The organism is Clostridium acidisoli DSM 12555 (genome assembly GCF_900176305.1).
GTDB lineage: Bacteria > Bacillota > Clostridia > Clostridiales > Clostridiaceae > Clostridium_I > Clostridium_I acidisoli.
In genome coordinates this window covers 1-24,978 of sequence record NZ_FWXH01000021.1, presented here as the reverse complement: position 1 = coordinate 24,978, position 24,978 = coordinate 1, and the positions used below count along the sequence as shown (strand labels likewise).

The window sequence follows — 24,978 nt, the reverse complement described above, 5'->3', positions numbered from 1 at the left end:
TTTTATATATTATGTTATCATTTTGTTAATTTGTCATTGACATATGAATTTTGTAATAATATACTAACTTTAATACCTGTTTATTAATATTTATAAGTTGAAAGGAGGTAAATATGCACAGTGAAAAAAGAAATTAGCTTAAATTCGAAAAGCAGTTCCATTATATTCCCTAAATTAAGGCTAGAAAATAACAAAATAAAACCATTTTATGTTTTGACATTTTTGATAATAATATTGATACTTACTTTTTTAATCTCCTTCAGTATTGGTGGCTATTCAATATCTATTATTGAAACTTTAAAACTTCTATTTTCAAGGCTTGTAGGCACAAATATAAATGGGAATACAGCTGCTACAGTATTATTTAAAGTACGTCTTCCAAGAATTTTTTCAGCCATAATGATTGGCGCTGCTCTTTCAATATCAGGTTCTTCATATCAAGGTCTTTTTAAAAACCCTATGGTTTCACCTGATATACTAGGTGCTTCTGCAGGTGCTGGTCTAGGAGCAGCCTTAGCCATTCTACTTTCATTAAAATCCTTTGAAATTCAGCTTATGTCTTTTGGTTTTGGACTAGCCGCTGTAATGTTATCTTACACAATAAGTAAAATAATAAGTGATGGCGAAGGTTCGATTCTAAGTTTAGTTCTTACTGGTATGATTATTTCTACCCTATGCTCATCATTTATATCTTTAATAAAATATATTGGTGATCCATACAACAAACTCCCTGAAATAACTTTTTGGCTTATGGGTGGACTTTCAGCAATAACAGTAAAGGATACAGAACTTATGCTAATACCAATGTTAATAGGAACAATTCCACTGGTACTTCTTAGATGGAATTTAAACGCACTCTCTTTCGGAGATGATGAAGCCTCTTCCTTAGGAATAAACACAAAAAAAATAAGGTTTATAATCATAATTTGCTCTACATTAATAACAGCTGTATCCGTATCTGTTGGTGGGATAATAGGATGGATAGGCCTTATAATTCCTCATCTATCACGGATGCTTGTAGGTCCAAATTATAAGATTCTTATTCCAACTTCACTTATTGTTGGAGGAATATATTTATTGTTAGTAGATGATATTGCTCGAAGTTTTTTTACCATGGAAATTCCACTGGGAATACTTACATCCTTAATAGGTGCACCATTTTTTATTTATTTACTTTTAAAAGGAAAGAAGGGCTGGATATGATACTAGAAGCAAAAGATATTTCATGTGGTTATGGTTCAAAAACAATAATTGAAAATATATCTTTGAGTATAAAATCTAGCGAAATCTTATGCTTGCTTGGTCCTAATGGTGTTGGAAAAACAACTTTTTTTAAGACAATGCTTGGCTTTTTAAAATTACAGCGTGGTGAGATAACTATTGATGGTGAAAATATAGGCAATTGGAACAGAAAAAAAATTGCTATGGCAATTGCCTATGTACCTCAAGTTCACAATCCCCCTTTTCCTTTTACAGTTATGGACGTTGTATTAATGGGTAGAACTGCTCACTTTAGTACCATTTCTTCACCTTCAAAAACTGATATAAAAATTGCGGAAGAAACAATGTCTGCACTAAAAATAAGCTACTTAAAAGACAAAATTTACACTGAAATAAGTGGTGGTGAAAGACAAATGATACTTATTGCTAGAGCTCTTACTCAAAAGCCTAAAATCTTGGTAATGGATGAGCCCACATCAAACCTTGATTTTGGAAATCAAATAAGAGTTTTATCACAAATAAATAAGCTTTCTAAAGATGGCCTTGGAATTATAATGACATCACATTTTCCAGATCACGCATTTTTATGCTCTAGTAAAGTAGCATTAATGCAGAAAAACAAACCTTTTCAAAGTGGAACTGCAGATGAGATTGTAACCGAAGAAAATCTTAAATCTGCTTATGGAATAAATGTAAAAATTACCTCACTAGATTATAACGGAGAAAAAATTAAATCCTGTGTACCTTTACTTGATTAATATTTATATAGAAAGAAGTGTAATGTATGAAAAAACATATAAGTATAATAATTTTATCTATTCTATCAATCAGTTTATTATTTTCTGGATGTCAAAACAGTGCTAATGCTAAATCACAAAGTAATTCTACTGAACAAAAATCTACACAAAAAAAGATAATTACTGATGCGGCTGGTGAAAAGGTTGAAATTCCATCAAAAATAAATAAAATAGCCGATGGCTGGCCAGCTCATAATGAAGTTGTAACAATGCTTGGATATGGAAATAAAATAGTTTCAACCATTCTTTCTAAAAAAGCAATGCCTTGGTTGTATGTAGTAAATCCAAATATGAATAAAGCTTTAGTCGACTTTACAAATGAAGATGTAGACACAGAACAACTTTTAAAAACTAAACCAGATATTGTCTTTCTACCATTGAATTCAAAATCCGCTGCAAAAATTAAAGAACTTGCAATACCGGCTGTACAATTAAACTTTACTGATTATGAAAGTTTAAAACAATGCTTCAAACTTACTGGCGATGTTCTAGGAAGTGATGCAGAGAAAAAATCTTCTGAGTACATATCATATTTAGACAATAACTTAAAAAAAATTAAAGCTGTTACAGATAAAATCCCTGAGGATAAAAAATTAAAGGTTCTTCATTTAACTTCATTTTCACCTATAACTGTTGACGGAAGTAATACTATGATTGATTCTTGGATAAAAGCTGCTGGTGGAATAAACGCTGCTTCTGAAATAACTGGAAATAACAAAGAAGCTTCCATGGAGCAGATAATTAAATGGAATCCAGATGTAATAATTATAAGTAGTAACACCTTAACTGATACAAAAAGTGCCGTAAAAAATATTAATGACTTATATTCTAATCCACAGTGGTCTCAAGTAAAAGCCATTCAAGACAAAAAAATATATATTAATCCATCTGGTGCTTTTCTCTGGGATAGATATGGGGCAGATGAAGCTCTTCAATTTCAATGGGCAGCAAAAACCCTCTACCCAAGTAAATTCAAGAATATGAATATGGCTAGCATTACAAAAACTTTTTATAAAGATTTCTTAAATTACGACCTTACAACTGACCAAACTAATAGAATACTAAAAGGACTTCCTCCTGCTAACAATTAGCCTCTTACTCAATACTTAATATAAAATAATTGTCAAGTAATTGGTTAAAGATTTTTAACCTTTTACCTGGCAATTTTTTCATATTATAAAATAATCCATACTTGTTATTTATAAAACTCTTTTTACCCTTCTTAAAAAATGTCCCGAAATCAATGGTATCACTCCTAAAAACATTAAATAAAACTTAAGTATATACATATTTTTAAAAAGTAGTACCAATATTATTAATATACTTACACTTATGGCTCTTCCACCGTTTAATACTATATCTCTATTAATCATGTATTCAATTCTTCTATGTTTATCCTGTTGTCCATCTATAATATTAAAAGTAGCTGAAGATAATTGTATCATGAAAAATGGCAGACAAAATGAATCTATTACACCATATGCAAACAATGTATTAAAATTAATCTTTATAACTAATGGTAGTACTGAGATAAAAGCTCCTATAGTTCCAAATAATATGGCACTTTTTCTATAAGGTGGTTTTATTATTTTTTGTACAAGAACATATGAAATTGACACTATAAGTGCTGCAACCAGCGCAAAGGCACCTAATATAATCTCCTTTTTAAATACCTCAATAGCAATTATGTTTATTAAAAAACCCATTACAGAATCTCTAAAACCCCAAAAAAATGTTGATTTTCTTATTATTCTCCAATCTTCATTCCCATTTCCCAAAGCTACTTTATAGTCAATTTTATCAGAATAATTTTCACATTTAAATATTGAACTTACTAATATCAGAATTAAAAATATTCCACAAGTCATTGCAAAAACTATCCTATATCCTATAAGTCCAGTAAATCTACTTATTATATATGCAGCAGTAATTGGTCCAATTATAGTTGAAACACCTGAAAATCCACCATTTAAACCATTAAAAGTATCTCTATTGTCTACACTAGTAAAATCAAAGCACAAAACATTAAACGGAAGCCAATAAAATCCTGCTGCTATTCCTGATATTAGTCCTAATAAGTATATATATACATTTCCTCTATTGCCTATATACAATATAAGTGCAAAAAATAAGGCATATATTAACAAACCAAGCCTTAAAGACCAAATTCCGTTTTTCTTTTTTGAAAGCATCCCCGCCAATATAAAAGTAACTGGCGTTGTAATGTTTATTATTAAATTATACAAGGCTATTACAATAAAATCTTTTGTTTCTCTCCAAAAAAATATATTTACAAATATATTGGAAAGTCCCATTGAAAAAGCAAACAGTGAACTAACCACAAGTAAAAGTTTAGCATTTCTGCACATAATATTCTCCTTATTTTTTAATAAATATATTATGTGCAAAAATGCTTTATAAATTCTCTAATTGTTAAAGATTTTTACTCTACTGCGTGAGTAAAAAGGTGAAAGATTGCCAGGATGGCAAAATTAAAGAATTAACGGCTTTAGCCTAGTTTATTTTTCTACGTCTTCTCCATCTTTTGGCGCTGCCTTCTTTAATAAATCCATTATGTTTACTCCAGTTAATGCATTAACTATTTCAGGAAGTCCCGCCATAATATCAGTTACATAACCAGTAACCTTTGATGCTCCCTTTCCTTCTCCACTACCACTATCAACAATAACAATCTTTTCTGTTTTTGATAAAGGTTCAGAAATAGCCTTTGCAATTTCAGGAAGTTTTTCAATAATCATTTGGCTCATAGCTGCATCATTATATTGTTTATATGCCTCTGCTTTTTTCATCATAGCTTCAGCTTCTGCTTTACCTTTTTCTCTAATAATATCAACTTCTGCCATACCTTGAAGCCTTAATGCTTCTGATTTTGCTTTACCTTCAAGTTCTATTGACCTAGCTCTTGCCTCAGCATCTGCAATTTCTTTGTATTTAATTGCATCCGCTTCCTTGACTTGCTTGTAATTATCAGCTTCTGCTTCTTTTTTAACAGTAGCCTCAAGTTCTCTTTCTTTTCTTAATGCCTCTTTTTCAGCAATTTCAATTTCTTTTTCCTTCCTAGTTATTTCAACTTGGAGTGTTGCTTCCGCAAGTTCTTTTTCTTTTTGTTTTCTTGTAATTTCAACTTGAACTTGAGTTTCTGTAACCTCTTTTTTAGCCTTATTAGCTTCAATTTCATAAGCTAAATCTGATGTTGCTTTTGCTTTTTCTTGTTCTAGCCTATAGGCCTGTACCTTTAATTCCTTATCTTTTTCAGATTCTGAGATTTGTGTTTCAGATAAAAGCTTAGCAGCTTCACCTAATCGAACTGATTCTGCTGTCTTAATCTTAGTTTCCTTTGCTGCCTCTGCTTCAGCAATTTGTGCATCTCTTTTTACTGCAGCTATTCTTGGTTTACCAAGTGCTTCTAAATATCCATTTCTATCTGAAATATCTTTAATTGTTAATACCTTAAGCTCTAATCCTAGTTGAGCTAAATCTACTGCTGCAACCTCTTGGACATGTGAAGCAAATGTTTCTCTATCTTTATAAATTTCCTCTATTGTCATCTTAGAAACAATTTCACGAAGTTTGCCTTCAAGAACATTTTTTGTTGTATGCTGAATGACTTCAAGTGTATGCTGCATTCCATTAGAAGTATTAAACTGTTCAGCTGCTGATAATATTGAATTTGTATCTGATTTTACCTTTACTACAGCAACTCCATCAGCAGTAATTCCTACTCCTTGGCCAGTTAAAGCACCATCAATACGAATTTCAATTTCCATGTTTTCTAAAGAAATCTTGTCTGTTCTTTCGAATAATGGAATTACAAAACCACCGCCACCAGTGATAACTCTTTTTTTAAGACCTGTAACAATTATAGCTTTGTCTTGAGGAACCCTTTTCCACATGGAAAAAACTCCAAAAATCAATAATAACAAAACTACTACAATAATAGCAGGTATAATAAATGTTGAAATTTCTATCATAACAATACAACTCCCTTTGTTTTTTTATTTTAGCCCTCATTTAATCCTGGTCGTTCAATGGTTCCACATAAAAAATGTTATTTGTAATTGCATAAATTATAACTTCTTCCCCTTGTTTTACTGATTTTTTAGAAACATGCTGTGCAGGTGCATTATACTTACTTCCATTAACTATATAAGATATGGTTCCAAAGCCATTATCAATAATTGGAGATATAACTATGGCTCTCATTCCTATTAACTCTTCCTGAGAAACTGCACTAGTATTTTGTGCCTTAGTTAAAGGAACAATTATAAACCTATATAGTGAAAATGAGATTAAAGCAGCTAATGCAAAAGCTCCAATGAATATAATTACTGCATTTAATTTGTAGTGAGTTCCAATAATACCTATTCCGCCAAATACAGTAATAAATGACATAATAGTTATAGGCTTCAAAGGAGAAATTATCCCTTCGCCGCCACTATTTCCATCAATATGTCCGCCTATATGTGCTGTAATATCCCCTCCAATATGTGCAATATCAAATATACCTCCTATCAAAAATGTAATAACAGTGTATATGACTCCTACCAAAAACAAAATGATATATGCATGTTCCATAATATTAATTTATTCACCTCCTTAGTCTTCACTTTATGTGGTATTAAATAACTTTTTATATGATATAGATTATTATAGCATGTTTTCCATTTTAATCAATAGATAAATATTTTATTTTGCTCATTTTTTAATAATTTTTATACAATACAATTCTTTATGCACATTTCATATATTGTCCCATATAATATATTCAAGGAGGTTGTAATTATGAAATATACGCTTAATGAAAAGGCTGCTTCTTTTAATACTGAAATTTTCAATACTACTTTAAGAATAGTTGAGGATACAAGCAACCCTTTGTATAAAATACCTATATTTCTAAGTTATGCCACACCTTATAACAAATTACAAGTTAAATTTCTTTCTGAAATTATAAAAATGTTGAAATTAAATTTACTTTTTCCAAGAACCCTTGGAACTACAGATCAATATACTGAAACAAACCTTACTTCTATTAGGCGGATGATTTTAAGCACTTATGGTATGATTTCTATTGCCTTTAATCGTATTTATATAAAAAAAGCTATAGCTTTAAATGCTACTTCCAACGTGGAAACCTTCAAAAATTTTTGGGTTAGCAGCCCATATCTTCAAATAGAGCCTGCTATGGCTTATCAACATGGACTTCCTCTTATGGTTATGATTGAACGTAATTTCCGTCAAAACATTACTCAAAATTCTAATTTTGGTGGGATATATGCTGCAAATTCCTTGCCACTAAACATTATAGTTGTTGATATTAGCACTGAGAAATCAATTGCCGAATTCTTCAATTCTGCCTTTTGGAATGAATCCTTTATGGATTGGATTGGACAAGTTAGAAATGCCTATACAATTCAAACTGAACCAGATTTTAAATATGAATGTTAACAAAAAAAATTGAGGTATTTATGCCTCAATTTTTTTGTTAAGTCCATGCCTTCAAATACTGAACATTAATTTTATAGCTTACTTAGCGTTTCCTTCATATTATCCATAGCTAATTTATATTTTGGATTTATATCTAGTGCTTTTTTGAAGTTTTTAAGCGCGGTAGTGTAAATTCCCATTTTATAATATATATATCCTTTATTATTATAAGAAACAAAATCTTCTCCATTAACTTCTATTGCTTTATTATAAAATTTTATTGCATCTTCATATTTATTCTGCTCATCTAAAACAAAGGCTAAATGAAAATATACTAGCTCTAAATCATCTGTTAATTTTATTGTATTCTCAAAGCATTTTTCAGCTTCTTCATATTTTTCTTCAATCTCAAGCAATATTCCCTTATTATACTCTGGAAACGGATCTTCATTATCAATGCTGCTAGCAATTTCAAAACACTCTAAAGCCTCTTTGTATTTTTCTTTTTCTATAAGTACCTGACCTTTATATACGTACGAATCTAAACACTCATCATCCAGTTCTATTGCTTTGTTAAAATATTTTAAAGCCTCATCATACTTACCTTCATTTTGAAATATTATACCTCTCTTTAAATAAGCATACATATACATTTCGTTTTTTTCTATTATCTTATCTAAATAAACTCTAGCATCATTATTATCTCCAATTTCAATAAGTGTATCTGCCAGATAATACATATACTCAATATTTTCCGGCTGTAATTTTTGCATTTTCTTTAAAAACTCTAATTCTTCTTCATATTTTCCCTGCTCATGCATAATAGATGTCAAATTCTCCATAGTCTCTAAATTTTTAGAATTAATATTTAAAACAACAAGATAAAAACGTATTGCTTTTTCATACATTTCTAAAATATCATAGCAATAAGCCTTATTGTACATGCATTTTTCTTTATTAGCTCCCTTTAAGATTGCCAAATCAAACTGCTTTACAGAATTCTCATATTGTTCAAGTCCCATCAATATTAAGCCTTTTATGTAATTAAAATCACCATAATCACTATAGCTTTCAATTGCACTATTACAATATTCCAATGCTTTTTTATATTTTGTTTTTGTATATACTTCTTCTATTTTTTTGTATAAATCCACTTTATTTTTTTTCACTTTTATAAACTATCCTTCCATCAATTAAAACACATTTTACTTCAGTCATAAGGTTTAACGGATCCCCATTAAATATAACTATATCTGCATCTTTATTAGCCTTAATACTTCCGACTCTATCTGAAACACCAATTATCTCTGCAGCGTTTATAGTAATTGCCTTTAATGCCTCTTCTTTTTTCATACCATACTTTACAGCATATGCAGCACACATAGTAATATGCTTAAGTGGTATTACTGGATGATCTGTCATAATTGCAAGTTTTATACCCGCATTAGATAAGGCACCTACTGTTTTAAAACTTTTTTCTTTTAATTCTATTTTACTTCTTGAACCAAAACTTGGTCCTACTATAAGTGGAATATTTTCTTCTTTTAATTCTTCTACTATAAGATGACCTTCTGTCACATGATCCAGTGTTATATTAACGTCAAATTCTTTAGCAATTCTAATAGCTGTAAACACATCATCTGCCCTATGTACATGAGCTTTAAGAGGTATTTGCTTTTTTAAAACTGGAATTAAAGCTTCTAATTTTAAATCCGTATCTGGAATCTTATCTAGGCTTCCTTGTGCTCTTTCCTTTTTCTCCAGATAAGTCTTTGCTTTTGTAAGAGTTTCTCTTAAAAGAGCAGCTGTTGCCATCCTAGTTTTAGGACTTTTCCCTTTAGAATTATATACCCTCTTAGGATTTTCACCAAAAGCAACCTTTATTGCTGCTGGTGACTTTAAAATCATATCATCAATTCTTTTTCCGTAAGTTTTTATAACCGCAAATTGCCCTCCAATAACATTAGCACTACCTGGACCTGTCATTACTGTTGTAACTCCAGCTTCATAAGCTTCTTTAAAGTTTACATCAAAAGGATTGATTCCATCAATTGCTCTAAGCTGTGGTGTTATAGGTTCCACTGTTTCATTTACATCAGTGCCCTCAAAACCAATAGAATCTTCAATAAGTCCTAAGTGGCAGTGAGCATCAATTATTCCAGGCATAACTATCATTCCATTTGCATCTATAACCTCTGCTCCCTCTGGAACAGGTATTTCTTCTTTTACATCTATAATCTTACCAGCTTTAATTAATATACTTCCTCTTTCATAATTTTTTCCTTCCATTGTAATTATTTTACCGTTTTTAATCAATATCATTAAGCTTTCACTTCCTTTTCATTATTTCAAATCACCTAATCAATTGAAATAAATTCTCTTTTTTATTATCTTCCATTAATGAAAATCTTTCTTTTTTAAGATTTGTAGCCGCCTTAGCTTCATTAATAACTTTATTTAATAAATGTTTGCTAAATTTAACTTGGTTCATGTATTTTATTTCATCACTTATTTTGTATTCAATGTGAATTGGCAATTTTTCTGATATGTAGAGTGGAAATTTATTCTCCACATTTTTATATATTAACGCGTACTGATATATTGAAGCATCAATTATATTAGATTTATAAGTGTTAAAGCAATGCGCATACTGCCTTTTATAGCCATTGATTTCAACGTACAAAATTCCTTCTACAGCCATAATATCTAAGTTCAATAATCTTCCACATTGGTATATAAAGCTAGACATAATTCTTGCACTATTCATAACTTCATAGTTAGACACACAATACAAACATAGGTTATTAAGAAAATCAGAAGTATTCTCCACATTTAACACCTCCTTCTAAATGTATGTTCTATTAAATCATATACTGTTTTATAAAAATCAACAAGTACTACTGCATTTATAATTTTACAATTTGTTTACTCTTTTCTCAGTTAATTCTAAGGAACCTTTCAGCTTAAATTCAGCTTACATCATTATATTATTATTATAGATTAATCAAACATTTTCATTAGGGGGCAATATTATGACTAAGATTATTAAATTTATACCTAATAGTATTACAATATCTAGATTTCTTATATCTATTATATTTTCATATTGCATTTTAGAATGTTTTTTATATGGCGAAAACAAATTTATTAGTTTAACTGTACTATATTTACTAATATGTACTTCGGATATATTTGATGGAAAAATCGCAAGGAAAACAGGTTTTATTTCAAAAACAGGTGCTCAACTTGACGTGTTCGCTGATTTATTTTTTCTAGTTAGCTCATACATATCGTTAATATTTGTAGGTGTACTACCTATGTGGTTTTTAGTTTTCATAATATTAAAATTTACAGAGTTTTCTATAACATCAAATTTTGCAACTCGTAACAATAAATCTTTGAAACACCCCTTTGTTTTTGATAAAGTTGGAAGATTAGTGTCCGCAAGTTTTTTCTTTGTACCTTTTATAGCTTGTTTTGATAAAATTTTATTTCCATATAGCCAAGGTCATATATTAAATATTGTTCTTTACATCATAATGTCGGCTGGAATTTACTCTTCTATTTTAAGAATAAAAAGCTGTCTTATTATGACAAAAATAAAAGGAGGTTACTTATTATGAAAAAAAAATTAGGACTATTACTTATTATATTAAGTTTTATAATAACCCTATTATTCTGGCTGTTAGCTAGCCCAACAAGGAACATTCCAAAAATAACGCAATATTCACAACTTATAGCTTCTTTTGCTCTAATTTCACTAGCATTTGTAAATTTTATTTCAACCAGACATACTGCTTTGGATTCTTTGTTTGATGGTTTAGATAAATCATATATCTACCATAAATACTTGAGTATTTCAGTTCTGGCTCTTGTTATTGTTCATGATATAACAATAGGTATTGGAAAGAGAAGTGAAATTCTATCAAGAACTAGAATTCCTAGAGACCCTTATGCAATGTATGGAAGTTTCAGTATGTATTTGTTCATTTTACTTATATTTATTGCTCTTGTAGCAAAAAAATTAAATTATGAGAGATGGAAGGTAATTCACAAATTTATGTTTATCCCTTATGCCTTTGGCATTTATCACTATTATGGAAGTGCAAACTATGTTGTTCTTGGATTAACACCTTATAGTATATGGATGAATGTTATAAATCTCATAGGTCTTCTGTCTGTTATATACAGTGTATTTTTTTATGAGAAAATATCATTTAAGTATCATTATAAGATTTCAAACTTGGAAACTGTCGCAAATGGCACTTTAGAGATTACAGGCACTGCATTAGATAAATCCATGAATTTTAAGCCAGGACAGTTTGCCTTTATAAAAGTGCCTGGTGACAATAACAAATTTCCATCTCATCCCTTTACTATAAGTGAGGCTCCTAGAAATGGTGAAATTCAATTTACAATAAAATCCTTAGGAGATCATACACAATCTTTATTTAGTTCACTTAAAATTGGTGGTGAGTTTGTAGTTTCTGGTCCTCATGGTATGTTTAACTATAAAACCGGAAGCAAAAATCAAATTTGGATAGCTGGTGGTATTGGTGTAACCCCTTTTAGAAGTTTTACTGAAGCAGGTACTTCTGATGATTTTTCTATTGACTTCTTCTACGCTTATAATAATGAGGAAGAAGGTGCTTACACAGATGAACTTAAGTCTTTAACTCAAAATAAGAATTTAAGATTGCATCTATTTAATTCTAAAGAAAAAGGCTTTTTATCTGTAAATGAAATAGCTAAATATGTACAAACTAAAGACCCAATTGATGTTTACTTCTGTGGTCCAAAACCTATGAGAGAAAACTTAAGAAAGCAATTCAAGGATAGTAATCTTAATATTGTTGACTTTCACTACGAACACTTTCAGTTTAAGTAAAATTCATACTCCTATACTTTTCACTATCGATAAGTATAGGAGTATTATATATATTAAAAATAAAAAACCCGATAAAGAGAAACCTCTTTATCGGGTAAAACATTCGCTAATTAAAGAACAGTGATGTTTTCAGCTTGTGGTCCTTTAGGGCCTTCAGCTACGTCATAAGAAACTTTTTGACCTTCTTCAAGTGATTTGTAACCATCTGAATTTATTTTAGAAAAATGAGCGAAAACGTCATTTCCATCTTCTCCTGTAATAAATCCAAATCCTTTTTGTCCATTAAACCATTTAACTGTACCAGTCATATACTAAGTACCTCCGAAATTTTATTTTTCTTAAACTCTTTGTAATAATACACCAACAAAATTTCGATATTAACATACTAGTTTTATTAGTACTCCATTGAAACATATCTGTGTTACATTATTTACTCTTAATTTAAGTTACCTTAATTATAGACCTATTTGTTATATAAATCAAGTATTTTTAAAAATTTATATTCCTCCATTACCTGAACAAATTGACAATTTCATTTTCTGATAATGCGGAAATACCTTGTTCTCCTGAAAGTTCTTCACCAAGTAAACTATCTATTAACTTTTTCTTCTCTTCTTGAAGTAATATTATTTTTTCTTCAATAGTACCTTTAGCAACAAGTTTTATGACCTCTACAACATTTTTTTGACCTATTCTGTGTGCTCTATCTGTTGCTTGATTCTCTACTGCTGGATTCCACCAGGGATCAAAATGAATTACAATGTCTGCTGAAGTTAAATTTAATCCTGTACCGCCAGCCTTTAGGCTTATTAAAAAAACTGAGTTTTCGCCATTATTAAAATTGTCAACAATATCCATCCTTTTTTGAGATGGAATTGATCCATCCAGGTAGCTATATTGAATACCTTCTGTACTTATCCTTCCACCAATATTTTTTAAAACTGAAGTGAATTGTGAAAATACTAATATTCTATGGCCTTCATATATGCTATGCTTAAGAATTTCCGTAAGTGCTTCTATCTTTGCATTGCTACCGTCATATTCCTCCATAACTATAGATGGATCTAGACACAATTGTCTTAATTTCGTTATATATGCAAGTATTTCAATTTTACTATTTTTAAATTCATCCTCCTTAACCTTCTTTTCTATAAGTTCTAACACATGTTTAGCATAAATTCCATATACATTTTTTTGTTTATCTTCAAGTTTAACAAAAAGAGTTTTCTCAATTTTATCTGGAAGTTCTTTAATAACTTCACTTTTTTTTCTTCTTAAAATAAACGGCTTCACTCTTCTATTGAGATCTTCAATAACCTCTGGTTCTTCTTTAATTTTTTTATGGTATTTAACACTAAATGTTTTCTCGTCATATAAATATCCTGGCATTATAAAGTCAAAGATTGACCAAAGCTCCATGACTGAGTTTTCTATAGGTGTCCCTGATAATGCAAATTTTCGCTTTGCAATTATACTTTTCACACTTGTGGCATTTTGTGAATGCGAATTTTTTATATATTGGGCTTCATCTATAATGCAATATTCAAATTCTAAATTACAGTATATATCTAAATCTCTTTTTAAAAGATTGTATGTAGTTATAATAACATCGTACTTATCTATATTTTTAATTATACATTCTCTTTCGCTTCTACTACCATTAACAGTAGCTATATTCATACTTGGTGCAAACTTTTCAAATTCATTTGCCCAATTGTAAACTAGTGATGTTGGTGTTACTATTAATGATTTACTACCTTTACTGGAAAGCAAAAAAGTTATGGCCTGAAAGGTTTTTCCAAGTCCCATTTCATCTCCAAGTATTCCACCAAAATTAAGGTAATCCAGAGTTTTAAACCAATTATAACCTATCTTTTGATATTCTCTTAGTTCTCCATTTATGTTTTTAGGTTCTTTAAATGTAAGCTTATCTATATCCTTAAGCTTGTTTCTTATTTTCTTAAGTTCTTTTCTACCTTTAATATATCTAATTTTGTTTTCTTCCATGTATTCATCTAGATAAATCCCCATATTATTAGATATATCTATCTTATTATCCTTTATAACTTTAGGCGCAACTGAATCTATAAGCTTTAAGAACTTTCTAATCTCTATGTCCTCTAGGTCAAGATATTCACCGCTTTTTAGCTTGTAATATTTAACATTATCCCTAAATGCTCTTAATATTTCAGTAGTTTCTTTTGAAGATATATCACCTAGTTTAAATTCCATTTCAAAATAATTGTATTTACCACTTCTTATATCTGCAGAAATGGTCTTCGCCGACAATGACTTAATACCCTTAAAGTTTTCAGAATAAAATACTTCTCCTATTTTTTGAAGTTTTCCAATCTCGTTTTTAAAAAACCTAAAAGCATAATCATCTCCCCACATAAGATAAAATTTATTTTTGACTTCCTCAAAGCCTAAAGTTCTAAGTTTACCAAGAACATCAATTTCCGTTTTGGAATCTCTATATATAATTTTTTCATTGCAGTCCTGAAATATATTGAATTCATATGACCCATATTTTACTTTTGTAATTAATGTTATATCTTTTCCTTCCTTATCAAAATAAAATTTAAACTCACATTTTTCTGTAACTATCTTTTCTCTTATTTCTTTTGATAGTTTAACATAATTTGACAAGATATTTAGTTCTGGTACAAGTTTTCTGAGTATTGTATCTTCTTTTGCTACTGGCAATGTAACCACCCTAGCCTCATTAAAAACATTAAGATATGCCTCAATTTTATCACAATATTCATAACTCGGAACATATATAGTTGTTCCATATAAAAACACATTATTTCTTGAGCCTAAAACCTCTGGAATTCCATTATTAATTTTAAGCACATAGTCTTTTTTTATAGTCTTTAAATCAAATTCTATATTGGGCTCACTTTCAACAATTTCCGTCTCACAGAATCTAGATAAAAATCCTTCATTTAAATAAACCCTATGATTTTTTATACAAAGAAAAAATTCTCTTATTAGGTAATCAGGTATCTTTAAATATTTTCCATCTATATACGTTACTCTTTTTTTATTTCCATTTCCAAAATCACTTTCAATACCCTTAACCATCTGAATAAAGTCTAAAAGTTTTTTATCCTCAGATCCTATTTTGTCCTCCTTCATACTTAATATAAAATTTTTACCATATGTAACTGGTGTGTTGTTATACATTGAAAACAAAAATTGATTTATATCTTTTAACACATATAAACTATTTGAACTCATAGATTTAAGTCCTATTTTAAATTCACAAGAAAGTTTATTATCCCATTGCCCTCTATTTATATAAATTTCAATTTTAATCTCTTTTTTTCCTTCATCCTCACCAAGCAAAATAGACAGTGTGTCCATGCCTGTTTTAGGCTTAAATGTTTTTTGTAATTCTGGTTTATTTAAGAGAGGGTGCTTCAAAAGTTCATCTAATGCTTTATAATATGTTGCAACTAGATGTTTACAACAATAATTTTCTTTCCTAAATTCATTACTTTCAAAGTCTTTGCAACTGCAATAAGTTGAAATAATACTTTTGTTTAAAGTATCTAATTCTATTTGTGCTGTATATTCATTAAAAAGATTTTCAGATATTACCGTTGAATTTATATTTATTAAATCATCCTCAGAATCAATTTCAACTGAAGAAACTAAATCATTATTAAAAACTCTTAATCCCTTGTTCTGATTTTTACCGCTTGTATTTTCATTAAATATTTGTAGTAAAGCATCTCTATCCATAATATTATCTCCCTAAATCTTAGGCACACTAAAAAAAGAATATGCCCTATATTGCATATTCTTTAATTATACCATAAATGCTATACTAAGTTTTTTCCTTTCTAAACCAGACTCTCAGGAACCTTCTTATTTTCTAGTTTTATAGAAAATACTTTTACTAAAAACATCAATGCTGCTGAAACCAATGCCACAAAAAGTGTCAAAGTCCAAATAGATTTATATCCGTTTGCCTGTATGTATACACCTGAAATTGAAGTACTTACTGCTGAACCTATTCCCCAGCCTACTGATGAAATACCACTAAGTCTTCCTCTATAGTTACTAGGACTGTTATTAGCAATATATACTCCTGAGCTTATAGAACTAAGTATTTCTCCTGCTGTCCATATTACAGTTGATAAAACAAATGCACTAAAACTGCTTATATGTCCAATCATACCAAAGCCTATTGCATATAAAATTCCAACAGCAATCATATTTGTAAGCGGATGTTTTTTCTTTGTTAATGCAGTTATAAAAACAGTTAACACAAGTACTGTAATTGCATTTACACTCATAAGAAGTCCAAAAATGCGAGAACTATCATTACCATATATGCCCTTTAACGTTATTGGCAATGCAAAATTATGTTGGCTGTAAGTGAAGCTATAGGCTATACTTATAATCATAAAGAAGCAAATATGAGGTCTCTTATATAACATTTGAAATACATTTCCCATTTCTGCTTTTTCCGAAAAATTATTATCATTATTTGATTTTGTTATATGACTAGGTTTAGTTTCCTCTATATTTCTCCACACTAAAATTAGCGCTAAAAATGAAGTTAATGCATCTCCTAGAAACAACATGGGTAATAGATTATTAAATAAAAATCCTGCAATAATTGGCCCTATAGATACCCCAACATTTATACCTAGATATTGAAGGGAAAAACCTGCTTGTCTCTGTTTTGGTGAAAGTATATCCGTCATCATGGCTGTAAAAGCAGGTCTTATAAAACCATTAAAAAACGTACTTATTAAAAGACATACCACGGTTATATGTGGATCTTTAGTAACTGCACAAGGAATTAAAGCTGCTGCAGATATGAATTGTGAATACATATATGATTTCTTTCTTCCAAATTTATCTGCAATCTTTCCACCAATCATTGATGCCGGTATTGTTATTATTGAAGATACCGTTACTATTATTCCTGCCGCTACTGAAGTCATACCTATTTTTTGTGTAAGATACAACGCCAAAAAAGGCATGACAAAATCGCCTAGTCTATTAATTACTTGAGCAAAAAACAATATATACATGCCTTTTGGAAGTCCTTTGTAGTTATAGATAAGTTTGTTCATGTATCTAGCCCCCCTATTAAGTTAATAATACAATATTAACACTAAAAGTTTAGTTTGAATATATATATATTATGAACCAACTTTAAGGTTTCTTCCCCAATACGCTATAGCCTTTATATCTTCTGGACTAGTCCTACAACATCCTCCAATTAATCTTGCACCTGCTTCATACCATTTTCTAGCATTTTTGCCATATGCCTCACTTGAACAATCTCCATGCCATTCTTTACTCTTTGCATTGTATTCCTCACCTGAATTGGGATATACTATAATAAATTTAGATGAAGCTTTAGCTATTTCACCAATTAATGAAGTTACATATTTGGGGCTTGTGCAATTTACTCCAATGGCTGCCACATTATCAAAATCCTCTAGATACTTTGCACACTTAGAAATTTCAGTTCCATCACTTATTTGTAGGTTATTTTTACAACTAAAACTAATCCAAGCATATGTGCTTTTAAATTCATTTAATAATTTTGCTATTGCCTTTGCCTCAACAAAACTCGGAACCGTCTCACAAGCAAGAATATCTGCTCCTGCCTCTATAAGTGTTTTTATTCTTGGTCTATGAAAATCCATAAGTTCCTTTTCTGTAAGCTTATAATCTCCACGATATTCAGAACCATCTGCAAGATATGCTCCATATGGTCCAACCGAAGCTGCCACTAATGGGTACGGTCTATTTACTCTATTTATCGGTTTTTTCCAAAAATCTTCTCTAGCTTTTGCTGCAAGTTCCACAGATTTTTTTATAAGTGCTATAGCTTCATTTTCGGTAAAACCCTTTTTTTGAAATCCATCAATTGTTGCTTGATAACTTGCTGTAATTGCACAATCAGCTCCTGATACAAAATAATCATAATGAACCTTATATATTGCTTCTGGTTTTTCTGTAAGTACTTTTGCTGACCATAACGTATCATTTAAATCTAAATCTTGTTTTTCAAGCTCAGTTGCAAGTGCTCCATCTAAAATAATTAATGGGTATTCTCTTAAAATTTTTTCTATGGGATTCATCTCTCTGATTGCTCCTCTGCTTTTAATATCCTACAGTTTAAACTTCCTCATCTTGTTCATTTTTAATGTTTTTTATTAAAATTTTACTTATTCTTTTTCTATTACACTTCATTACAATGAACTCATAATTTTTATATATAACCTTATCGTTTATTTGTGGATAAGAATTTAGCTGCGAATAAATCCACCCACCAATGGTATCTATATTTTCATCTTCTATATTAGTTTCTAATAATTCATTTATATCATCAATAATGATTTTTCCATCTACAATGTAATTTCCATCTTCGTTTTTACTTATTTCTTCATTTTCTTCTTCATCAAACTCATCTTGAATTTCACCAACTATCTCTTCTAGTATATCCTCAACAGTTACAAGTCCTGCAGTTCCACCATATTCATCAATTATTATAGCCATCTGTGCTCTTTCCTTTTGCATAAGCTTTAATAACTCACTAATGGACATTGACTCTGGTACAAATTTAATTTCTCTAATAACTTCTTCTAAATTTTCTTTTGTATCTTCAATCTTCATTCTGTAAAGATCTTTAATGTGTATAAACCCTATAACATTGTCTTTACTATCTCTGCATATCGGATATCTAGTCATCTGTTCCTTTAAAGTTGTTTCTATAATTTCATCAAAAGAATCTTCAATATAGATACATTCCATGTCTGTACGAGGTATCATTATTTCCTTTACGGTCTTTTCAGAAAAATCAAATATATTATCAACAAATGTCATTTCGGTCTTATCTATAAGACCATGCTCATAACTTTCCTCAACTAATAACTTTATTTCCTCATCAGTATGCGCTGGATCATTTTCATTTACTTGTGTAATACCAAATATTTTTAAAACTATACTAGTACTATGGTCAAAAGCCCACATTATCGGATAAGTTAGTCTATAAAACATAATAAGTGGCATTGCTGTAAACATGGCTATTTTTTCTGTATTTATAATCGAAATAGATTTAGGGGCTAATTCTCCAAGTACAATATGAAGTCCGGTTATAAGTGAAAAACCTAAAACAGTTGAAATAGAATGTATTACAGTTGCTGGTATTGAAAACAAATTAAATATTGGCATTAACATTTTTGCAAATGCTGGTTCTCCAATCCATCCAAGCCCTAAAGATGCAAGGGTTATTCCTAACTGACATGCTGATAAATAAGCATTTAGATTGTTGATAACCTTCAAAGTGTTTTTAGCAAGCTTATTTCCCTCAAGTGCTAATGTTTCTATTCTAGATTTTCTTACCTTTACCATTGCAAATTCAGTAGCTACGAAAAAACCATTTGTTGCAACTAAAAGCAATACAATAATAATATTAATAAATGTAATCATATTTTAACCTTCCTATAACAGTCTCATAAATTATTTTTAACATTCTTGAAGCATTTTATTTGTTAAACATACTTTTATTTTTTCAATTCTTCTTTCTTTAACTTCTTCTATCTTAAATATAATATTATCATACTCAACAGTTTTTTCTTCACCTTTTTTAGGTATGCTTCCCATTACACTAACTAAAAATCCACCTATTGTATCACAATTTTCAGAAACTAAATTCAAATCCAGATGTTCATTAAATTCATCTAAAGTAAGTAATCCCTTTACTAAATACGTATTATCATCAATTTTTTCAATATCTGGTTCATCGTCATCATATTCGTCCTCAATTTCTCCCATTATCTCTTCAACAATGTCTTCAATTGTAACTATTCCCTCAAATCCACCATATTCATCAATAAGTAAAGCCATATGTTTTTTAGATGTTTGAAGTTTTTTAAATAATACATCTATTTTTTTACTTTCTTGAACAAAATAAGGTGTGTGTAAAATTTTTCTTATATCAATATTATTAAAGCCATTTTTCTTAGCTTCAATTATAAAATCTTTCATATACAATATGCCAATAATGTTATCTTTATCATCATTATACACAGGTATTCTAGCATATTTTTCTTCCAATAATTCATCTATAAATTCTGACATAGGCATGTTTATATCTATCATAAATACATCTGTTCTCGGTGTCATAATTTCTCTGGCCATTTTATCATTAAAATCAAATACACTGTTTATCATTTCTCTTTCAGTTTCGTTTATTGTTCCATCCTCTTGTCCAATTTCAACAAGAGATTTTATTTCTTCTTCAGATACTTTTTCCTCTGAATTATCTTTTCCAAAGCCAATTATTTTAGACAAAAAATTGGTAGATACAGTGAGCAAACTAACAAATGGAACTACTACTTTAGAAACGTATAGAATTGGTACTACAGATAGCATAGCAATGGTTTCAGATTTCTGAAGTGCTATACGTTTAGGAAATAACTCACCAAATACAAGCGTAAAATATGACAATGCAATAGTTATAATTACTAAAGACACCTGACTCGTATATGGTACATTATATTTGCTTAAAAATGTTGCAAGTTGGTTTGAAAGACCTGTTGCAGCAAATGCACTAGAAAAGAATCCTGCCATTGTGATACCAACTTGAACAGTTGATAAAAATTTTGTTGGTGACTCGATAAGTTTTTCTAAGAGCTTTGCTCTTTTGTTACCGCCATCGGCAAGAGTTTTGATTTTGTTTTTGTTTAAAGACACTAAAGCCATCTCTGCCGCGGCAAAAAAAGCATTTATGAGTATCAATACAATTATTAGTATAAGTTGAACCGTTATATTACTAGTAGGCTCAGGTTCAGGCTCGGGTTCCATTAAAAATCCTCCTTCTAAGATTCCATTATATAAATTTTATTTTTTATAAAACTGTTTTAATTATATCAAATAAATATGAACATTTTATGAACAACATGGAAATTTATAGATACATAGCTTAGGCAATTTATATATGATATAATATTTTTATGCTCATAAAATAACTAAATCTAGAAGGTGATTAATTGAAAAAATTTATGTTAGATAGGAAATTATTAAAAGAATTAGATTTTTCATTATTAATAATTCCAGTAATTATATCTTTATTTGGAAGTCTTAATATTTATAGTGCTACTGTTAACAATGCAAACTTAAAAAGTTCTGGAACTCATATTTTTATAACTCAGCTAATATTCTTATTTCTTAGTTTGATATTTGTTTATCTTTCATTGCTATTTGATTACATATTTATTTCTAATTTTTCTTACATTTTATACTGGGTTGGTGTTGCATTATTATTTTACACTGATATTGCTGGAAATGTAACAAAAGGTGCTCAATCCTGGATAAAGATATTTGGCATAACTATAGAACCTGCCGAGATTATTAAAATTGGATTAATTCTTCTAATAGCTAAGAAAATTAGTGATATGGATGGTGATGTAAACAAATTTAAAAATCTTCTCCAAATTGTAATATACACTGCTATTCCTGTTGCGTTCATACTTAAAGAGCCGAACTATGGATTAGCTATAATTTGTCTTTGCATTGTATTTGGAATGTTGTTTATTTCCAATTTACACTTAAAAATAATATTTACCGTTTTATTAATTGCTGTACTTTCCTGTATATTGGTTTGGAAACTGAATTTATTAAAGCCCTATCAAATACTTAGAATAACTAGTTTCTTAAATCCTAGCGCTAGTAGTTCCGATTCAACCCTGCAAGTTGACAATTCCATTCTTGCTATAGGTTCTGGTGGAATTTTGGGTAAAGGCTTTCTTCACAGCACTCAAGTTAGTGGTGGTTTTATACCAGAGGCTCAAACGGATATGATTTTCTCTGTTGTTGGTGAAGAATGGGGCCTTATTGGAGCAGTTGTTTTATTTTTACTTTACGTAATTCTACTTGTAAGGATATTAAAAACCTCAATACAATCTAAGGATATTTTAGGTAAACTTATTTGTATAGGATATTTTTCTGCCTTATCATTTTCGATTTTCCAAAATATAGGAATGACAATTCGACTTGCTCCAGTTGCTGGAATCACACTTCCCTTTATGAGTGCTGGTGGAAGTTCCTTGCTTACCAACTTTATTATTATAGGGTTAATTTCAAACGTAAGCATGCGAAAGAAAAAAATAAATTTTTAATTAAAACATGATATTTAACCTCATAATATAAAGAAATTGCGAAGTACAGAGTTAAAGATTTTTATCGTAGCTAAAGCTAGATAAAAAGATCAAAGAAAGCCTTCGGCTAGATGAAAGATTTGACGAGGCTAAAGCCGTCAAAGGTAAGAGAAGTTACTTGAGTAACAGGTAAAAGATGAAGGGAAATATACTTTAGATTGTATATTTAAGTTCAAAGATTTTTCGCAGCATAGCGTAGAAAAATCATCATAAACCTTTTGCTGCAAGCAAATTTTCTCACCATTAACGGTATTGCCGTTAATTCTTTAATCTTGCCACTCTGGCAATCTTTCACCTTTTTACTCACGCAGTAGAGGAAAAATCTTTAACCGACTTGCTTCGTAATTTCTAACTATTATGACTCATCAAGTACTACATAAGTATTAAGCTTTTCTAAGTTTTTTTCATCTATAACAAAAGCTCTTGCCCCCCTAGAAAACCCTTCCTTACAGTATCCATTATATCCTGAACACCTGCCATATCCTAAGGTTATGCCATCAATATCTCCATAATAATCATTAGTATGATCGTGTCCACAAAAGACAGCTTTTACATTCCCCATCTTTTTTAACGAATCAAATAATCCTCTATCTACAGCTTGAACACATTCATTTTCATTTCTGTTTCCATGAAAGGCTCCACTTTTACCTATAATTTTTTGTTGTCTTAATGGTATATGAAAAAACATAAATGAAGGAATTTTTTTATGAAAATTTTTTTCTAACTTGTTAGATAAACTTTCATACCAATGTATTTGCCTTTTAGTTATATAATCATATCCTCTAAAGCAATAATCACCTGAATCCATCATAAATATATTAAAGACTGCTTTAGAATCTTTGGAATCCATTATTAATAAATTATAATCTCCTGCCCTGCCAATTACCCTTGAAAACCTTTGACTCAAATTATAATCATATGACATATAAATTTCTAATTGTTGTTCTCTATTCAAGCTGCAAAATTCACAATCATGATTGCCCAGTGCTACTGACCAAGGTACTTTATATTTTTCCATAACACTAGCTATGTTATGAATTACATTTTTTACAACTTCTTCACTTCTACAATATCGTCCATCTATACAATCACCTGTTAAAATCACTAAATCTGGCTTTTCTGATTTAAGTACACTTTCCATTAGACTAATTGTCTTTTCATTTTTTTTTGGACGTGCATGAATATCTGTAAACTGAATAATCTTAAAAGTTCCATCTTTTCTAAACTTAAGTTTAAACTTTTGTGATAACTTATCTTGTTTTTCTCTCTCAAAAATAAAATAAATCAATTCACTAAATACAATCATAAATTTTTCAAGTATATACCTTAACAAAGTTCACCATCCCCCAAATGAATAGTAGTTAGTTGTATACTTATATATTATCATAGCAAACTTAAATTTTCCAAATTCTATTTACATCCTTAACATTTAAATTTGAAATTTTACTATTCTATACATATAATTAAATTGCACACACTAATATTAGGATTATAAAAAAACAATTTATAATAAAGGTTTTAAAAAAAGTTTCTTCTAATAGAATATATTATAGCTTCTCAAATTTTATAATTTAGCATAAACAAAAATATATTTGGTAAAATAGTACATAAATAAATGTGTCATAGCATATTGATAAGAAAAAAGTGATTTAAAAGTTTCAGAAAGGAGTAATACATGGATATTGCAAATTTTATAAATGATGTAGAAAGATGGACAAGAATACAGGATACTATACATGCATTAATATTAGTTGGAGCATATGGGAGAGGTGAAAACAACGAAAACGCAGCTATTCATTTTCATTTAATAACTACAACCCCGAAACTGTATACAGACAATCCATCCTTTGTAAATAATTTTGGTGTTGTAGTTGAATCTAGTATTAAGCAAAATGGTATAGTTACTTCTTTGCAAATCTGGTATTCAAACGGAATTGAAGCTGACTTTTCAATAACCACTCCTATTTGGATTTCCACACCTTTAGAAGAAGAAACCGAAAAAACTCTAAGTGCTGGATACAAGGTTATACTAGATAAAAAAAACTATTTCAAGAAAGTAAGGGTTGCTATTAAATGACTTGTTGAGAAAGCTACAATACAATGTGTAAACGATATCAATTTTGCTATTGCTAAAAATATTTAAATTCATAATAATAAGAAATTGCGAAACAAAGTGAAGGGTTTTAACGATTGCTTCGCACGTTAAAAGGTGAAAGGTCGCCTAATGGCGAGGTGATGGGTTTTATCCTTGCTATGCTCGTATAAAAGGTGAAAAGTTTACTGATAAATCAGTAAAGGCTAAGGAAATTTTTCCTCCTACGTCGGAAAAATAATGAATTTATGTGTCTTAATATTTAGAGACAACAATAATATGTATTTTAACCATAGGTTTTACTTTTAGGCGTAGCCTTTGGTGTTAATATGATAGTTT

The 24,978-nt window shown here is 29.7% G+C and carries 21 protein-coding genes; 8 read left to right on the top strand and 13 right to left on the bottom strand.

Features of this window, described 5'->3' with window-relative positions; translation table 11 throughout:
• Nucleotides 1-120 precede the first annotated feature (120 nt).
• The 3 genes from B8978_RS16425 to B8978_RS16415 are packed head-to-tail and all read left to right on the top strand — an operon-like array spanning nt 121 to nt 3,109.
• Nucleotides 121-1,203: a FecCD family ABC transporter permease gene (locus B8978_RS16425; RefSeq protein ID WP_084117381.1), complete on the top strand. Its 1,083-nt coding sequence runs from the start codon at nt 121-123 to the stop codon at nt 1,201-1,203.
• Nucleotides 1,200-1,979, top strand: a complete 780-nt coding sequence (locus B8978_RS16420) for an ABC transporter ATP-binding protein (protein ID WP_084117380.1) — start codon at nt 1,200-1,202, stop codon at nt 1,977-1,979. The genes B8978_RS16425 and B8978_RS16420 overlap by 4 nt, the downstream gene beginning before the upstream one ends.
• A 26-nt stretch (nt 1,980-2,005) precedes the next feature.
• The gene (locus B8978_RS16415; protein WP_084117379.1) at nt 2,006-3,109 is read left to right on the top strand and encodes an ABC transporter substrate-binding protein; all 1,104 of its coding nucleotides are present in this window, start codon (nt 2,006-2,008) and stop codon (nt 3,107-3,109) included.
• A gap of 108 nt (nt 3,110-3,217) precedes the next feature.
• On the opposite strand, the gene B8978_RS16410 is transcribed toward B8978_RS16415, so the two are convergent.
• From B8978_RS16410 to B8978_RS16400, 3 genes are all read right to left on the bottom strand, one after another.
• Nucleotides 3,218-4,387 carry an MFS transporter gene (locus B8978_RS16410; RefSeq protein ID WP_084117378.1) on the bottom strand — a complete coding sequence of 390 codons (1,170 nt, stop codon included), beginning with the start codon at nt 4,385-4,387 and terminating at the stop codon, nt 3,218-3,220.
• A gap of 150 nt (nt 4,388-4,537) precedes the next feature.
• Entirely contained in the window at nt 4,538-6,010 is a 1,473-nt protein-coding gene (locus B8978_RS16405; protein WP_176212735.1) for a flotillin family protein, read from the bottom strand.
• Between the two features lie 40 nt (nt 6,011-6,050).
• Complete coding sequence (locus B8978_RS16400; RefSeq protein ID WP_084117377.1) at nt 6,051-6,614, bottom strand: NfeD family membrane protein; 564 nt, start codon at nt 6,612-6,614, stop codon at nt 6,051-6,053.
• 207 nt (nt 6,615-6,821) lie between these two features.
• On the opposite strand from B8978_RS16400, the gene B8978_RS16395 reads away from it, so the two are divergent.
• Complete coding sequence (locus tag B8978_RS16395) at nt 6,822-7,484, top strand: hypothetical protein (protein WP_242950584.1); 663 nt, start codon at nt 6,822-6,824, stop codon at nt 7,482-7,484.
• Nucleotides 7,485-7,555: 71 nt separating this feature from the next.
• Here the strand turns inward: B8978_RS16395 and B8978_RS16390 are convergent, their stop codons facing one another.
• The 3 genes from B8978_RS16390 to B8978_RS16380 are packed head-to-tail and all read right to left on the bottom strand — an operon-like array spanning nt 7,556 to nt 10,293.
• Complete coding sequence (locus B8978_RS16390; RefSeq protein ID WP_084117376.1) at nt 7,556-8,632, bottom strand: tetratricopeptide repeat protein; 1,077 nt, start codon at nt 8,630-8,632, stop codon at nt 7,556-7,558.
• Nucleotides 8,619-9,785, bottom strand: a complete 1,167-nt coding sequence (locus tag B8978_RS16385; protein WP_084117375.1) for an amidohydrolase — start codon at nt 9,783-9,785, stop codon at nt 8,619-8,621. The genes B8978_RS16390 and B8978_RS16385 overlap by 14 nt, the downstream gene beginning before the upstream one ends.
• Nucleotides 9,786-9,816: 31 nt before the next feature.
• Nucleotides 9,817-10,293 carry a hypothetical protein gene (locus B8978_RS16380; RefSeq protein ID WP_242950583.1) on the bottom strand — a complete coding sequence of 159 codons (477 nt, stop codon included), beginning with the start codon at nt 10,291-10,293 and terminating at the stop codon, nt 9,817-9,819.
• 202 nt (nt 10,294-10,495) lie between these two features.
• On the opposite strand from B8978_RS16380, the gene B8978_RS16375 reads away from it, so the two are divergent.
• Nucleotides 10,496-11,086 (top strand): CDP-alcohol phosphatidyltransferase family protein, encoded by a 591-nt coding sequence (locus B8978_RS16375; RefSeq protein ID WP_084117373.1) that lies wholly within the window; start codon nt 10,496-10,498, stop codon nt 11,084-11,086.
• On the top strand, nt 11,083-12,351 hold the full coding sequence (locus tag B8978_RS16370; RefSeq protein ID WP_084117372.1) for a ferredoxin reductase family protein: 1,269 nt from the start codon (nt 11,083-11,085) through the stop codon (nt 12,349-12,351). The genes B8978_RS16375 and B8978_RS16370 overlap by 4 nt, the downstream gene beginning before the upstream one ends.
• A gap of 110 nt (nt 12,352-12,461) precedes the next feature.
• Here the strand turns inward: B8978_RS16370 and B8978_RS16365 are convergent, their stop codons facing one another.
• The 6 genes from B8978_RS16365 to B8978_RS16340 form a co-directional block, all read right to left on the bottom strand.
• Nucleotides 12,462-12,659 carry a cold-shock protein gene (locus B8978_RS16365; protein ID WP_084117371.1) on the bottom strand — a complete coding sequence of 66 codons (198 nt, stop codon included), beginning with the start codon at nt 12,657-12,659 and terminating at the stop codon, nt 12,462-12,464.
• A gap of 202 nt (nt 12,660-12,861) precedes the next feature.
• The gene (locus tag B8978_RS16360) at nt 12,862-16,101 is read right to left on the bottom strand and encodes a DEAD/DEAH box helicase (protein ID WP_084117370.1); all 3,240 of its coding nucleotides are present in this window, start codon (nt 16,099-16,101) and stop codon (nt 12,862-12,864) included.
• Nucleotides 16,102-16,202: 101 nt separating this feature from the next.
• On the bottom strand, nt 16,203-17,447 hold the full coding sequence (locus B8978_RS16355; protein ID WP_084117369.1) for an MDR family MFS transporter: 1,245 nt from the start codon (nt 17,445-17,447) through the stop codon (nt 16,203-16,205).
• A gap of 69 nt (nt 17,448-17,516) precedes the next feature.
• Nucleotides 17,517-18,467 carry a homocysteine S-methyltransferase gene (gene mmuM / locus B8978_RS16350; RefSeq protein ID WP_084117368.1) on the bottom strand — a complete coding sequence of 317 codons (951 nt, stop codon included), beginning with the start codon at nt 18,465-18,467 and terminating at the stop codon, nt 17,517-17,519.
• A gap of 37 nt (nt 18,468-18,504) precedes the next feature.
• Nucleotides 18,505-19,818 (bottom strand): hemolysin family protein, encoded by a 1,314-nt coding sequence (locus tag B8978_RS16345; RefSeq protein ID WP_084117367.1) that lies wholly within the window; start codon nt 19,816-19,818, stop codon nt 18,505-18,507.
• A gap of 36 nt (nt 19,819-19,854) precedes the next feature.
• Nucleotides 19,855-21,195, bottom strand: coding sequence for a hemolysin family protein (locus B8978_RS16340; protein WP_084117366.1), 1,341 nt, complete (start codon nt 21,193-21,195; stop codon nt 19,855-19,857).
• Between the two features lie 185 nt (nt 21,196-21,380).
• Between B8978_RS16340 and B8978_RS16335 the strand changes: the two genes are divergently transcribed.
• On the top strand, nt 21,381-22,508 hold the full coding sequence (locus B8978_RS16335) for an FtsW/RodA/SpoVE family cell cycle protein (protein ID WP_084117365.1): 1,128 nt from the start codon (nt 21,381-21,383) through the stop codon (nt 22,506-22,508).
• A 394-nt stretch (nt 22,509-22,902) separates the two neighbouring features.
• Here the strand turns inward: B8978_RS16335 and B8978_RS16330 are convergent, their stop codons facing one another.
• Entirely contained in the window at nt 22,903-23,880 is a 978-nt protein-coding gene (locus tag B8978_RS16330) for a metallophosphoesterase family protein (RefSeq protein ID WP_084117364.1), read from the bottom strand.
• Nucleotides 23,881-24,222: 342 nt separating this feature from the next.
• On the opposite strand from B8978_RS16330, the gene B8978_RS16325 reads away from it, so the two are divergent.
• The gene (locus tag B8978_RS16325) at nt 24,223-24,624 is read left to right on the top strand and encodes a hypothetical protein (protein WP_084117363.1); all 402 of its coding nucleotides are present in this window, start codon (nt 24,223-24,225) and stop codon (nt 24,622-24,624) included.
• The last annotated feature ends 354 nt before the right edge of the window (nt 24,625-24,978 follow it).

Bases quoted from the DNA above. Each gene is read 5' to 3' on its own strand.
- B8978_RS16420 (WP_084117380.1), top strand. From the start codon at position 1,200: ATGATACTAGAAGCAAAAGATATTTCATGTGGTTATGGTTCAAAAACA.
- B8978_RS16415 (WP_084117379.1), top strand. From the start codon at position 2,006: ATGAAAAAACATATAAGTATAATAATTTTATCTATTCTATCAATCAGT.
- B8978_RS16410 (WP_084117378.1), bottom strand. From the start codon at position 4,387: ATGTGCAGAAATGCTAAACTTTTACTTGTGGTTAGTTCACTGTTTGCT.
- B8978_RS16405 (WP_176212735.1), bottom strand. From the start codon at position 6,010: ATGATAGAAATTTCAACATTTATTATACCTGCTATTATTGTAGTAGTT.
- B8978_RS16400 (WP_084117377.1), bottom strand. From the start codon at position 6,614: ATGGAACATGCATATATCATTTTGTTTTTGGTAGGAGTCATATACACT.
- B8978_RS16395 (WP_242950584.1), top strand. From the start codon at position 6,822: ATGAAATATACGCTTAATGAAAAGGCTGCTTCTTTTAATACTGAAATT.
- B8978_RS16385 (WP_084117375.1), bottom strand. From the start codon at position 9,785: ATGATATTGATTAAAAACGGTAAAATAATTACAATGGAAGGAAAAAAT.
- B8978_RS16375 (WP_084117373.1), top strand. From the start codon at position 10,496: ATGACTAAGATTATTAAATTTATACCTAATAGTATTACAATATCTAGA.
- B8978_RS16370 (WP_084117372.1), top strand. From the start codon at position 11,083: ATGAAAAAAAAATTAGGACTATTACTTATTATATTAAGTTTTATAATA.
- B8978_RS16365 (WP_084117371.1), bottom strand. From the start codon at position 12,659: ATGACTGGTACAGTTAAATGGTTTAATGGACAAAAAGGATTTGGATTT.
- B8978_RS16360 (WP_084117370.1), bottom strand. From the start codon at position 16,101: ATGGATAGAGATGCTTTACTACAAATATTTAATGAAAATACAAGCGGT.
- B8978_RS16355 (WP_084117369.1), bottom strand. From the start codon at position 17,447: ATGAACAAACTTATCTATAACTACAAAGGACTTCCAAAAGGCATGTAT.
- mmuM (WP_084117368.1), bottom strand. From the start codon at position 18,467: ATGAATCCCATAGAAAAAATTTTAAGAGAATACCCATTAATTATTTTA.
- B8978_RS16345 (WP_084117367.1), bottom strand. From the start codon at position 19,818: ATGATTACATTTATTAATATTATTATTGTATTGCTTTTAGTTGCAACA.
- B8978_RS16340 (WP_084117366.1), bottom strand. From the start codon at position 21,195: ATGGAACCCGAGCCTGAACCTGAGCCTACTAGTAATATAACGGTTCAA.
- B8978_RS16325 (WP_084117363.1), top strand. From the start codon at position 24,223: ATGGATATTGCAAATTTTATAAATGATGTAGAAAGATGGACAAGAATA.